The 12771-nt window shown below is 60.6% G+C and carries 10 protein-coding genes; 5 read left to right on the forward strand and 5 right to left on the reverse strand.

Features of this window, described 5'->3' with window-relative positions:
* Positions 1-5 precede the first annotated feature (5 nt).
* Entirely contained in the window at positions 6-218 is a 213-nt protein-coding gene (locus tag K8U03_19370; GenBank protein MCE9607051.1) for a hypothetical protein, read from the reverse strand.
* Positions 219-599: 381 nt separating this feature from the next.
* On the opposite strand from K8U03_19370, the gene K8U03_19375 reads away from it, so the two are divergent.
* Positions 600-1802: a hypothetical protein gene (locus tag K8U03_19375; GenBank protein ID MCE9607052.1), complete on the forward strand. Its 1203-nt coding sequence runs from the start codon at positions 600-602 to the stop codon at positions 1800-1802.
* 33 nt (positions 1803-1835) lie between these two features.
* Here K8U03_19375 and K8U03_19380 read toward each other — a convergent pair whose 3' ends face one another.
* A complete protein-coding gene (locus K8U03_19380) occupies positions 1836-3221 on the reverse strand; it encodes a DUF1501 domain-containing protein (protein MCE9607053.1) in 1386 nt (461 codons plus the stop codon).
* Between the two features lie 169 nt (positions 3222-3390).
* Here K8U03_19380 and K8U03_19385 point away from each other — a divergent pair, with 169 nt between their 5' ends.
* Positions 3391-4689 (forward strand): Gfo/Idh/MocA family oxidoreductase, encoded by a 1299-nt coding sequence (locus K8U03_19385; GenBank protein MCE9607054.1) that lies wholly within the window; start codon positions 3391-3393, stop codon positions 4687-4689.
* Positions 4690-4792: 103 nt separating this feature from the next.
* On the opposite strand, the gene K8U03_19390 is transcribed toward K8U03_19385, so the two are convergent.
* Positions 4793-6001 carry a divalent metal cation transporter gene (locus K8U03_19390; GenBank protein ID MCE9607055.1) on the reverse strand — a complete coding sequence of 403 codons (1209 nt, stop codon included), beginning with the start codon at positions 5999-6001 and terminating at the stop codon, positions 4793-4795.
* Positions 6002-6191: 190 nt separating this feature from the next.
* Between K8U03_19390 and K8U03_19395 the strand changes: the two genes are divergently transcribed.
* Together K8U03_19395 and K8U03_19400 are read left to right on the forward strand one after the other, a co-directional pair.
* Positions 6192-7574 carry a hypothetical protein gene (locus K8U03_19395; GenBank protein MCE9607056.1) on the forward strand — a complete coding sequence of 461 codons (1383 nt, stop codon included), beginning with the start codon at positions 6192-6194 and terminating at the stop codon, positions 7572-7574.
* A gap of 68 nt (positions 7575-7642) precedes the next feature.
* Entirely contained in the window at positions 7643-9403 is a 1761-nt protein-coding gene (locus K8U03_19400) for a DUF885 domain-containing protein (GenBank protein ID MCE9607057.1), read from the forward strand.
* A gap of 279 nt (positions 9404-9682) precedes the next feature.
* Here K8U03_19400 and K8U03_19405 read toward each other — a convergent pair whose 3' ends face one another.
* Positions 9683-10321 carry an NAD(P)-dependent oxidoreductase gene (locus tag K8U03_19405; GenBank protein ID MCE9607058.1) on the reverse strand — a complete coding sequence of 213 codons (639 nt, stop codon included), beginning with the start codon at positions 10319-10321 and terminating at the stop codon, positions 9683-9685.
* A 69-nt stretch (positions 10322-10390) separates the two neighbouring features.
* On the opposite strand from K8U03_19405, the gene K8U03_19410 reads away from it, so the two are divergent.
* Positions 10391-10768, forward strand: coding sequence for a hypothetical protein (locus K8U03_19410; protein ID MCE9607059.1), 378 nt, complete (start codon positions 10391-10393; stop codon positions 10766-10768).
* A gap of 110 nt (positions 10769-10878) precedes the next feature.
* Here K8U03_19410 and K8U03_19415 read toward each other — a convergent pair whose 3' ends face one another.
* Positions 10879-11808 carry a hypothetical protein gene (locus K8U03_19415; protein MCE9607060.1) on the reverse strand — a complete coding sequence of 310 codons (930 nt, stop codon included), beginning with the start codon at positions 11806-11808 and terminating at the stop codon, positions 10879-10881.
* Positions 11809-12771: the final 963 nt, after the last annotated feature.

Consider the following 12771-nt stretch of genomic DNA (forward strand, 5'->3'; position numbering starts at 1 on the left):
GATGCTCAACGGACGTCGCTCAACGAACCGACGCCGCCGCTTCCGCCGGCGATTCTCGCGGACCGGGTCACGCCGACAGCGGTCTCAAACAAACCATACGTTGGATGAATCGTGATGAACGTCGCTTGTAAGGCTTGTCGAGCTTCCGGCAAAAAACGGCGAATCTCGATGACGTAGCTGCCGGTCTCGCTTGCCGCATCATAAAAAAGAGTGGTCACTTCCGATCGGGATCGTTAGGCATCAGGTCTGGTGACCCGGGTCGGAATGATCAGGTCGGGGGGCGTATCGCTCAGGCGGCATCGTCGGCATGGTGACCGCGCACGACGCGACGTTTGCGATTCTCCGCTGCCTCGCTCCTGGATGCAAGTCGGTCGTCGATGTCCGGCGCGAACCGGGCCGTCGGACACGCAAAAAGAAAGCTGCCATGAATCGACTACCCATCGTGCGAAAAGGTTTTCATGGAACGTCCTTGGGCACCGCTCTCCCCCATGAAAGCGTCGTGCTAAACTTGAATCGCACGCGATCCGGCATAATTGACCGCGAGTTTATTCATGATGCGTTATGCGCAGGCGTTCTGTCTGATTCTAGGTCAAGCGTGCATGCTGATCGTTCCCCTTGTCGCCAGGGGTGAGCCGGATCCCGGAGTTTCATTGCGAGCTGAATCGCAGGCCATCCCGGCTTGGAAGCACGTTGGTGACAATGCCCAATCGGTAGCTATCTCGCCCGACGGCAAGTGGATCGCGGCGGCGTTCGGAGGCCCCTCCAACGGACGCTTCCCCCTGGAACCGCGCGGCGGCGGGATCGCGATTTGGGACGCAAGCAACGGGAAGCTGTTGCGTAAGGTAGGAGAATACGGCGATGTCGTTCGTCTGGAGTTCACGCACGATAGCCAGACGCTGCTCTACGGTCGCTTATATTGTCCCGGCGATAGCATCGATCTCGATGACGTGGTCTTGTTGAACGTCGCAAGCGGAAAACAACTACAGCGTTGGAACAGGGGTTACGTCTGCGCGGCTTCTCCCAAGTCCGCGCAGATTTTGACCGCGCAAGGACGCGAGATTTGTAACGCCTTGGAATTGAACGACCTCCACATTCCGGGGCGCGACCGCAACATCGAGCTGAAGGATACGCATCCGGCGCGGTGCCTCGCGTATTCCCCTGAGGGGAAAATCTTCGTGGCGGTGCATCCGGTGCTGGAGCCGTTCATCGGCAAAGACGGCGTCGTCAAGCCCAACGTCCATTCGGTTCGTCTGGAAGGTCTTGCGGTTTTCGATGCAGCGACGACGTCCCTCCGACGAAGGATCATTGCGAGCGAGTTGCAGAACTGCACGGAAGTTGATGTTTCTCCGGACGGGAAGTTGATCGCGACGGGGCACGCCAAGGGGAGTGTCCGAGTCTGGGACGGCACGTCGCTCACTATGATTCAGGAATTGAGGATCGAGACGGCCGACTCGGTATGTCCGCGATTCTCCCCAGATGGTCGACAACTCGCGGTCCTTTCGCAGCCTGCCGACGCGCCTCGCCGGCAAGATGCAGTCGAAGCCGGCGGTTCCAAGACCCCTCAGAAGCAAAAAGGGACGACTTGCGAACTCGTCTTCTACGAAACGAACAAACTTCAAGCCCTTCGCCGTTTCGTTTTCGACGACGGCGCCTTCGCCTGCTACGCCGGCCGCCGTGAATCGCTGAATCCGCGCCGGCTGGCTTTTTCCGCCGACGGTAAACGTCTACTCATCGGGTGCAATGGTCTGGTGCTCATCGAAACGGAAACGGGAAAGATCGTCTGCCAGTTCGACTCGAAATAGTCGGTCGGCGAGAACGCGGTCCATCCATGTCGGCTAGGTGCTCGCTGCTTCGCTACCTGTGTAGAGCATTTCCATCGGCGTCCCTTGGTTCAATTGCGCCGGACGACCTTGGCGGTCGTAGATCGTCGCTTCGTGATCGATGCCGAGCGCCGAATAGACCGTTGCGCCGAGGTCTTCCGGCGTGTAAGCCTTCGTAATCGGGTAGCCTCCCATCGCGTCGGACTTGCCGATGACTTGCCCTCCTTGCACCCCCGCGCCGGCGAATAGTCCGCTGAAGCAATAGCCCCAGTGGTCGCGCCCGGCGTTGGCATTGATCTTCGGCGTCCGACCGAATTCGCCGATCAAGATGACGAGCGTGTCGTCGATCCGTCCGGTCGCTTCGAGATCGTCCAGGAGTGCCGCCATTCCTTGATCGACCGGTGGCAGGAGCCGATCCTTCAACGTCGTAAAGACGTTGCTGTGGTTGTCCCAGGTTTGCACACGTCCGAGATTCACCTGCACGACCGGCACGCCGATCTCGACTAAGCGTCGGGCCAACAAGAGCGACTGGCCGTAAGTGTGCCGGCCGTAGCGATCGCGCGTCGCGTCCGACTCTCGACCAAGCTCAAACGCTTGCGTCAAACGCTGCGAAGTGAGCATCGAGAACGCGAGTTGCTGCTGGTTGGTGAGACGCTGTAACTCGCCGCCTCGGTCTAAGACCGACTGCCGAGCGTTGATCTCGGCCAGTAGCGATCGGCGATCGGTGAGCCGTTCTAAATCGATCCCAGCGGCCAAGGTGAGATTGTCGACACGGAAGCCGGGTTGGTTCGGATCGGCCGTAATCTGCCAAGGGTCGTGCTTCGGCGCAAGGAGGCCGCCGTGCTGGCCGGGCCAAGTGAGCGGGCTTTGCATCAGGAAGCTCGGGAGATGCACGCCGCTGGGGATCGCTTCCGACGGCGGCTTCAAGTGGTCGCAAGCGGCGGCATAGCAGGGCCAGTCGGTGCGCGACGCAACCTTGTCGAAGAACCCACCCGGTTGCAGATGACCGGTGAGCATGTGATGCGTCGACATCAAGTGATTGTTATCGCGATGCGAAAACGAACGCACCACCGCGTATTTCTTCGCTCGCTCGGCAAGCCGGGGTAGATGCTCGCAAACTTGAAAGCCGGCGACCGGCGTTGCGATCGGTTGAAACGGACCGCGCACCTCCGCCGCAGCCTCGGGCTTCATATCGAACGTATCGTGATGACTGCAAGCGCCGGTTTGAAACGCGATGATCACCGACTTCGCACGCGCCGGACGGTTATTTGCCGTCGCGAGTGCGGCCTGCGCCTGTTTGTCCAAAACCGAAGCGAGAGAAAGCCCCAACAACGCCGAAGAGCCGACCTGCAATAACTCGCGGCGACGGACACCGATACTCGCGGGAAGTGATGCTGGCATGATAATGCTCGGGCAGGAGTGCAATGGCAGGCGGGAGCCTGATTCTATCCGGATCTCTCGGGCGAAGCGACATGGAACGCCACCGGCGTTTGCTTGCGGAGGGATTGGGGCCGGCATAGTCTGGGAGCGATTCCAACCCTTTTCGCATTCCCCAATGCAGAGTCCCCCTATGTCGTCACCCCGGCGCGTTCCACGACGAGATTTCCTGGCAACCGCGGCCATTGCAACGGCTGCCCCCTTTGCGGCTTCACGTTCGGTCATCGCCGCGCCGAAGACGCCCGTCGCCAACGAGCGGCTCACGCTCGGGTTCATCGGAATGGGCAAGCAAAGTCGCGGGCATTTGCAATGGGCGTTGAACAACCCTCAGACGGAGGTGGTCGCCGTATGCGACGTGCATGATCTCCGACTCGAAGATGCCGCGGTTGCGGTCGGGAAGAAATACGGCGAGAGGAAGAAGTCAGGCTCGGCGGTTACTTGCGCCTCGTATCGAGACTTCCGTAAACTGCTCGCTCGCGACGACATCGACGGGGTTGTGATCTCGACCCCCGATCACTGGCACGCGATTCCTTCCATTTTGGCGGCGCGGGCGAAGAAGCATGTCTATTGCGAGAAACCGCTCTCGCTGACGATCTCCGAATCGCGGGCGATGGTCGCTGCGGCGCGCGAGAATAAGATCGTGTTTCAAACCGGCAGCCAACAGCGGACCGAATTCGGCGGCGTTTTCCGTAAAGCGGTGGAGTATGTACGCAGCGGACGAATCGGCCGAGTAAAGACCGTCCGCGTCGGCGTAGGTGCGCCGGCAAAACCTTGCGACTTAGCCGAAGAGCCGACGCCGAAAGGGATCGATTGGAATCTATGGAACGGCCCGTCGCCCGAGCGCGGCTTCAGTCATATCCTCTGCCCGCTCGACGTCCACAATCACTTCCCGCAGTTTCGCCTCTATCGCGAGTACGCTTGCGGAATGCTCGCCGATATGGGTGCGCATCACTTCGACATCGCGCAATGGGCCTTGAACAAAGACGGGACCGGCCCCGTCGAAATTCATCCGCCCGAACAAGGAGAGACCGGCCTTCGATTCGTCTATGCTGATGGTGTCGAGATGTTCCACGGCGGCCCGAGCGGCTGCACGTTCGAGGGGACGGAAGGGACGATCTACGTCGATCGTAAAGGGATCGAGTCGACGCCGAAGTCGATTCTCGAAACGCCGCTGGGAGAGAAAGATTTCCACTTGCCCGACGTCGGCGGCAATCACAAGCAGAACTGGCTCGACTGCATTCGGACCGGCGAGAAACCTGTCGCCGACGTCGAGATCGGCGCCCGAACGGCTCAAGTGTGTCAATTGGCGAACATCGGCTACCAACTCCGTCGTTCGCTGAAATGGAATCCCGATCGAGAAGAATTTCTCGACGACGCCGAGGCGAATCGGCTGCGAAGTCGCGAGAATCGTTCACCCTGGAATGAGATTTAATGACTTCCAAGACGCTGTGTGCCAACCGAATTGATGCTTCACAATCCGCTCCGAGGCGACCGATTATTTCGGTCAATCCGCTGGAGGCGGAGCCTTGAAACGCTCAGCGAAACAGCCGCGGCAACTCGGTGAACAACGTGAAGCCGCCCATGGCTGTCATGACGGCGACCACGACTCCGCCGGCGATCGTCATCCAGAGCGGATGTCGATAGGTGCCGACGATCTTCCGCCGATAGACGGCCAGGAGCATAATCGCCAGCGCGATCGGCAAGATGAGTCCATTGACGGCTCCCGCCAAAATCAGCAGTCGCACCGCCCGGCCGGCAATGAGAAAGATCGTCGTCGACAACATGATAAACCCGGCGACCACCCAATCATGCCGGCGGTCGACCGTGCGCCTGAGCGTGCGCAGGAACGATACCGATGTGTAGGCGGAACCGGCCACCGACGTGATCGCGGCGGCCCACATGACGACGCCGAACAATCGATAACCGACTTCGCCGGCGGCTAGTCGGAATGCCGAGGCCGGAGGATTGGCGGGATCCGGCGTTAGTCCTTGAGCGACGACCCCCAACACGGCCAAGAACAAGGCGACGCGCATACAGGCCGTTACCAAGATCCCCGAGACCGAACTCTGCGTGACCTGCGGCAAGGTTTCGACGCCGACGATCTTGGCCTCCAACAGACGATGCGCTCCGGCGAACGTGATGTAGCCGCCGACGGTACCGCCGACCAAAGTCACGATCGCCAAGAGGAACGCGGGACGCTGAGCTTCTTCGACGAGCGGCGCTATCGAGCGGACCGCGGCTTCGCCGAGCGGCGGTCGCGCCGTCGCGGCGACGTACAACGTCAACCCGATCATCAACGCTCCGAGGACCAAGACGAACCGGTCCATGGTTCGCGCCGCCCCTTTCGAGAGGAATAGCCCGACGGCTAGGAGCGCGCTGATCACGGCTCCCGTTTCGACCGAGATGCCGAACATCACGTTGACGCCGAGTCCGGCCCCGGCCACGTTGCCGATGTTGAACGCCAAGCCGCCGAAAACGATGAGCGAGGCCAGCACGTAGCCTAGTCCCGGCAGCACCGCGTTGGCGATGTCCTGCGCTCGCATTTGCGAGACGGCGATGATCCGCCAGACGTTGACCTGCGCGCCGACATCGAGCAAGATCGAGGCCAAGATGACGCATCCGAAGCTCGCGCCGAACTGGGTGGTGAAGACGGTCGTCTGGGTGAGAAAGCCGGGGCCGATCGCCGAGGTCGCCATCAGAAAGGCCGCGCCGAGCAACGGGCTAAGACGAGCTTTGGGGATCATGGTCGGCGCTCGGCGTTGAGTGTTCGGGATGTGAACCTAGTCGGAGACGTTTCGCCATTGCGACGGTCGCATACGTTTCATCCGGGCTACTACCGGCAATTTTCAAGGTTCGCGGACTCAATAATAGCAGCATCAAGCCGCGACATCTGTGCACTACGACGTTTAACACCCAGTCGGCCAGGACTCGCTCATGAACTACAAGGCTTCCATCGTCATCGTCGTCTCGTTGATCATCATGATGACGACGTTGGAGTCGGAGGCGGCCGATCCGGAGACGCCTCCCGCCTTCGCGTGGACGGTCTCCGGCGGTGGGAAGCTGAGCGACAAGGTCCGCGGCGTCTGTTTCGATTCCGAGGGGAACGTCTTTCTCGCCGGTGAAACGACCGAAGGAGCGAAGTTCGCCGGCGTCGACATCCCGGCGGCCGCGGGGATGAACTTCTTCCTCGCCAAGCTCGACGCCGATGGAAAGCGACTCTGGGTTCGGAGCGGCGGCGGAAGTTTGATCGATCGGGCGTACGGCGTCGCAACCGATCGAGAAGGCAACTGCTACGTAACAGGCCACTATCAAAGCCCCGATGCCGATTTCGACGGCGTGAACCTCCCCCAGCGCGGCACCTACGACATCTTCGTCGCCAAGTATGACCGCGACGGGAAGCTCCTCTGGATCCAAACCGGCGGCGGTGCGGGTTACGACTACGGCCACGGCATTGCAATCGACGGACGCGGCGATGTGATCGTCACTGGTGCCGTCGTCGGGAAGGGAAAGTTCGGCGATCTCGAAGTCGGCGACGGCACCGGTGCGCACATCTTTTGGGCGAAGTACCATGCCGATGGAAGGCTCGCTTGGGTCAAGGCGGCCGACGGTCAAGCCGGTGGAGCGGGCCATGGTGTCGCCGTCGACGGTCGCGACCAGATTTACATTGCAGGGATTACCTCCGGCTCCGGTCGGTTCGGCGATCAGCCGCTAGTCACGCCGAAAGGCTCGTCGGCCGTCATCGCGAAGCTCTCATCCACCGGCGACGTGCTGTGGATCTCGCAACACTTCGGCGAAGCAAGTTGCCTCTTCCACGAAATCGCCTGCGACGCTGAGGGACGTGTCTGGGCCTGCGGCATGTTCAAGGGACGTGCGACGTTCGGCGGCGAGACCTTCACGACGACCGGGCCGAAAGACAGCGATGCGTTCCTCAGCCACTTCACTGCCGACGGCAAGCTCGCCTGGACTCGTGTCGGCCAAGGCCCGGCGGTCGACTACGGCCTCGGTGTCGCTACGGACGGGCGCGGCAATTCGTACCTCACCGGTGAGTTCACGGCCGACTTCCGACTCGCCGGCGCGACACTGCAGAGTCGCGGCGGCGTCGATGTCTACGTCGCCAAGTTCGACGCCGCAGGGACACTCCGTTGGATCACGCAGGCCGGCGGCGCGACCGGCGACAACGCCTACACGTTGGCCCGAGACACAAAGCACGGAATCGTGATCGGCGGCTCGTTCAGCGGCACGGCGAAGTTCGGCGACGCCGAGATCACGAGCGGCGGCGCGAGTGATCTGTACGTCGCGAAGCTCAAGGTTGAGTGAAGCCCGGCATTGGGCCTGCGCACGAATCCTCGCTCCCTTTTGATCTCCTTCACCTCCGAATCCCCACCATGAATCGCCTGCTTTTTCTCATCGCGTTGTCAGCGATCGTCTTCATGACCACTCCTACTCAAGCCGCCGAAGCCGACCAAAAACTCGAAGCCTTCTTTCGCGACTACCTCGAAGAAGTCTTCCAGCTCCGCCCGCTCGATGCGACGCAGCTCGGCGACCATCGCTTCGACTCGCTGCTCGACGACATCTCGCCGGAGGCCCGAGCTGGTTGGTTGGCGCTCGACAAGCGGCGGCTCGCTGCGCTACCGAAGGAAGTCGCTTTCGAGGTCCTCTCGGCCGACGGCAAGGTGAGCTACGGGATCCTGCGAGACGAGCTGGCTCGATCGATTTGGCTAGCCGAGAACACGCGTCGGTTTGAAGAAGACCCGCGGGTCTACGGAGGGTACATCAGCGATTGCGTGTTCTCCCTACTCACACAGTCGACGCTGCCGAAAGACACGAACATCACCAACGCCGTCGCCAGGATGGCGCACATCCCGGGCATCACCGCCACGGCGAAGACGACGATCACCAGCCCGCCCCCGTCGGTCTTGGAAACGGCGGTGCTGCAGAATCGGGGTGCGATCCACTTCTACGAGCAGGAGCTCTTCACGCTCGTAGGCGACACGCCGCAGCTCGCCGCATTGAAGAAGGCGGCCGAACCGGTCGTCGTGGCGCTTCGCGCTCATCAGCAGTTCTTGGAGACCGAGGTTCGCCCGCGCGCGACCGGCCAATGGCGACTCGGTAAGGAAAAGTTTTCGCGCAAACTGGAGCTCGTGCTCGACGCCGGGATGTCGGCCGACGAAGTTTTCGCGGCCGCCGAAGCGGAACTCGTTCGGGTGCGCAACGACATGTACGTCGTCGCGCGGCAGCTTTGGAGTAAGCACTTTCCCAGGCAGCCGCTCCCGCCCGACGATACAGCTGGACGCGCGAAAACCATTCGAGAGGTGCTGCGCAAAGTTGGAGAGAATCACGGCCCGCCGGAGCGGCTCATCGCCGATGCTCGCGCGACCGTCGGTCGGATCAAGACCTTCATCCAAGAACGCGACATCTTGCGTTTGCCGGAGCCAGACCGCTGCCTGATCTTGGAGATGCCGGAGTTTCGCCGCGGCAACTCGGCCGCCTATCTTGATCCGGCCCTGCCGCTCGATCCGCTCGGCTCCAGCACCTACGCGGTCAGCCCACCGCCGGCCGATTGGAGCGCCGCCCGACTCCGGAGCTTCCTCGAGGAATACAACCAGCACATGCTGCAAATCCTCACGATTCACGAGGCCTATCCGGGCCATTACGTGCAGCTGGAATATGCCAACCGGCACAAGTCGCTGATTCGCCGTGCGCTTGGCTCGGGGGTGTTCGCCGAAGGGTGGGCCGTCTACACGGAGCAGATGATGCTCGACCAAGGCTACGGCGACGGCGATCTCGAGCTCCGCCTGAACCAGTTCAAGTTCTTCCTCCGCACTGTGGCCAATGCGATCCTCGATCACAAAATACACTGCACCGACCTAAGCGACGAAGCCGCCCTCCGCTTCCTCATGGACGATGCCTTCCAGTCCGAAGGGGAAGCCCGGCTCAAGATCATTCGCGCCAAGCAAAGCTCAGTGCAACTGAGCACCTACTTCGTCGGTCGGACGGCGTTCTACAATCTGCGGCAAGAAATCCAGCGAGAACTCGGTGAGAAGTTCGACCTCGGCCGCTACCACGAAGCGGTGCTCGCGCACGGCTCCGTGCCGGTGAAGTATTTGCCGGAGTTGGTTCGACGGAGGCTGGCGGAGTCCCGGTGAGAGCCATTCGTGCGTCGCTGCGCAACAACGGACAAGTCACATCGCCTTAAATCTCGATCGCGACTCGGGCACACTGCGTGCCGAGAGAGCCCGGCAGTCGCGCTGCTACCCCGGACGTATATCATGCGAGAAGGGACAAGTCATCAATATGGTTCGTGACCGGCAATCGACGGGCTCCTGTCCCGAATGCAACGGCGGTACCGTGACCTGCCTTCACAACCATTTTGCGACGGACGCGCGTACGATCCACTCCTGGGAGCATCGCTGCTCCGATTGCGGCTATCGCGTAACGCAGGCTTTTCGCACCGACGATCCGGAGTTCGATCCGACGATCGATCCCACGGTCTGTCCCTTCTGCGGCCGACAGGTCGCCGTCGGCTGGGCGACGCCGTAGACGCCGGTCGGCCGCAAGGCGCAGATCGGGTACTTCATCCCCCAGCCGTAGCTGTGCACGAATTGTTCGAGCGACGCTTTATGGGCACCGTAATGACTTGTCGGCGTCGTCGGATGCGTCTCGTCGAGCGGACGGTCGCCGAGAATCTTTTCATGTACGGCGCACGTCGAGATGAACACGAACCGCTCGACGCCGGTTCTGCGAGCCGCTTCGATGAGTTGGAGCGTCCCTAAGACGTTCTTCTCCGCGAATGTGAAAATGTCTCCTTCGCCTCCTCGAAAGCCGCCGCCGGGATGATGCAGCGCGGCATGCACGACGGCGTCACAACCGGCCACGAGTTCTGCGGCTTGGGCCTTATTTCCTAAGCCTCCTTCGATCCATTCGATTTTCGGCCCAACGTCGTCCAGGCCGTCTCGATCACTCTCCGGTCGGTACCAGCAACGGCAAGTATGCCCTGCGGCAACCAAGTGCCGCACGATGTAGCGGCCGACGAAGCCCGTGGTGCCGGTGACGGCAATTTTCATATCCGGATCCTTTCCTTGTCCTTTTCCCACCGCCGGCGTCAGCGCCGACGACTACCTTGGAAACATTCTATGCCACTAGCTCAGAGTCTAACGGAATACATCCGCGCTTGCTTCACCGGCATCTGGATCGAAAGTCACGAACATCAAGACGCATTGGCCGAGATCGCCGGTCTCTGCCGTCGTGAGAGTTGGCGACTGGCGACTTGGGACATCGACCGCGGACTCGACGTCGGCGGCAACGAACCGACGAACAGCTCGGGACAAGATCCGCTGTCGGCGATTCGAGCGCTGAGCTCGCTGGCGTCGGCCGACGGCACGGCGATCTTGGTGCTGCAGATTTTTCATCGGTTCTTGCAGTCGGCCGAAATCTTGCAAGCCCTCGCCCGACAGATCATGAGCGGCAAGCAACACCGGACGTTCGTCGTGACGGTCCCGTCCCACAAGTAGCAAGCGGGCGCCTTAATGAAACGCTATTCGAGCTTATGCAGCTCGAAGCACCAGGCGCGATGCGACCTCGGCGCTATACGGTTCCAACCCCGGGCTACGACTTGAATCGGTCAACCGGCATCTGCCGGTCGCGGTGATGTCTGCAGGCCGGCGGCCGTCTTAGACGACGACCTTGTCAAGCAGCAGTCTTCGCAAAACTTCCAGACGCGGTTGATGCTGCCGCGACGGTACCTACATAGCACCACTCGGTTGTTGAAATTTCCGTCCACGGTGCAGACCGTGTCGGTATCCTCATCGTAGGCGAGCGCCAAGGTGTAGTGAGAGCCGCCGTTCACGGTAAGAAAGTTCCCGTGAATGGCGTGTCCCGCCTTCGAATAAGCAATCATCTCATTCAAGGAGCTGCTCGCCATCGCTCTGCCGTCAATGGTGCGGTGGAGGTTCCAGTCGCTGAAGATGTTACACCAGGCTCCGCCCGGGCAATATCCACGTCCTCTCTTGTGCGGATAGTTCATTTCCCAAAGATGGAGCTCGGCGACGGCCGAGATCATCGTGACCGCTCGAAGATTTTCGATGTCATCGTAACCACCAGTGATTCCGAAATACGTTGTCGGCAGATCGGCGACCTTCGTGACCTGGGTCTCGTCTTCGTCATCCATTCTCCATAGCGAGACGTGGAACTCGTATGCCGTGCGAGGCTCAAGATTCTTGATGGTCGCGATCGCCGACTCGGAATCGACCATCTCTACCCTGATCGAAGCCTGCAGCTTCTCCTTACTGCGCCGCAGGCTGACATAGTCGAAGTAAAAGAAATACTTCTCCGGACTCGTCCTCACCTCCTCATCAAAGATCCGAAACATGATTTCGAGCCGGTCGTCGAAAACGTTTTCGATGGCGTGCTGGTATTCGTAATTGACCGTCTTGGCCACCAGCGTCGGTATGGGCGTTTGATGGCTCAAGAGAGTACGAGCGTGCATGCCGGGAGCGGCTGCTGCAACGTGGCAATAAAGGAATGCGAGAATCAACAACAGGGCCGTTCGCATCAGGATCTTCTCTCTTCTTCGAAAAAAGGAATGACTTCCATGTCTTGGCCGACAGCGTGTCCGTGCTGCGGCGGAGGATGTTGCGCGTCGGGAGCCTGGAGGCTCTCCAAGTCGTCTAATAGACGGCAAGTAAAGATCGCGGTCTTCAACCCTACAGATTTCAGTGCCAAGTGCAATCGGCTACCACTTTCGGCCGGATTGACGAAACGGAAAGCGTTCACACCACATCAGCCGGCACGAGCCGCACCTCAGCGCCGCAATCGGCGCGCAACTCGTTCGCATCTTGCCGCAACTTCGGAAGCTCTCGCAACCGATTTAGTCCGTTAGGAAATAGACGGTTCGCATCGCGACCGACGCTTGTTAGAAGCTAACAAAACGTCGCCTACCCGTCGTGGGCTGGTCCGCGGTTCTGGGCGTGATCATCGGATGGAGCGCAATGGCGTATTGGTTGCCGAAGCAGCGCTAAGCTCTCGAAAATTAGTTCGCGCGCTAGGAACCGAGAAGGAGGGGCAATGGGATCTGATCTGGCTCATCTTGCACGTCGGTGCCTGCCTCTGGGCATTCCGTCGAGGCAAAGTGATCGGCAGCCGTGAGAGCTTTCATGCCGGACGGCGAAAAAGTCGTCGGCACCGATGAAGCGTTCGATACGGTCGTTCGGGGTCGCCCTGCGGGGCGGCCCCGGCGGCCATTTTTTTGCTATCAGGCGATGCCGCGGCGTTGACGATTAGTAGCGGCATTGCAATTACGGTAACGATATCGATTGAAGTGCGTTCGGATGAGATTGAGCAACCGTATTCTTGCCCAAACCAGTCCAGGAGATCGTGACCTGCCCCCACGCGTGATACCAAGTGTTGCGTTAGTTTCTTCAAGAATCAAGCTTGGTCTTTTCGCGGAGCGCAGCGTAGCGAAAAGACCAAGCTTGAACGGCCTCGGGAGCCGGGGGTCGATAGCCCAACGAGCTAT

The organism is Planctomycetia bacterium, from assembly GCA_021413845.1.
Lineage (GTDB): Bacteria > Planctomycetota > Planctomycetia > Pirellulales > PNKZ01 > PNKZ01.

Excerpts from the sequence above, each read along its gene's own strand:
- K8U03_19375 (MCE9607052.1), top strand. The coding sequence starts at position 600 with ATGCTGATCGTTCCCCTTGTCGCCAGGGGTGAGCCGGATCCCGGAGTT.
- K8U03_19380 (MCE9607053.1), bottom strand. The coding sequence starts at position 3,221 with ATGCCAGCATCACTTCCCGCGAGTATCGGTGTCCGTCGCCGCGAGTTA.
- K8U03_19385 (MCE9607054.1), top strand. The coding sequence starts at position 3,391 with ATGTCGTCACCCCGGCGCGTTCCACGACGAGATTTCCTGGCAACCGCG.
- K8U03_19390 (MCE9607055.1), bottom strand. The coding sequence starts at position 6,001 with ATGATCCCCAAAGCTCGTCTTAGCCCGTTGCTCGGCGCGGCCTTTCTG.
- K8U03_19395 (MCE9607056.1), top strand. The coding sequence starts at position 6,192 with ATGAACTACAAGGCTTCCATCGTCATCGTCGTCTCGTTGATCATCATG.
- K8U03_19400 (MCE9607057.1), top strand. The coding sequence starts at position 7,643 with ATGAATCGCCTGCTTTTTCTCATCGCGTTGTCAGCGATCGTCTTCATG.
- K8U03_19405 (MCE9607058.1), bottom strand. The coding sequence starts at position 10,321 with ATGAAAATTGCCGTCACCGGCACCACGGGCTTCGTCGGCCGCTACATC.
- K8U03_19410 (MCE9607059.1), top strand. The coding sequence starts at position 10,391 with ATGCCACTAGCTCAGAGTCTAACGGAATACATCCGCGCTTGCTTCACC.
- K8U03_19415 (MCE9607060.1), bottom strand. The coding sequence starts at position 11,808 with ATGCGAACGGCCCTGTTGTTGATTCTCGCATTCCTTTATTGCCACGTT.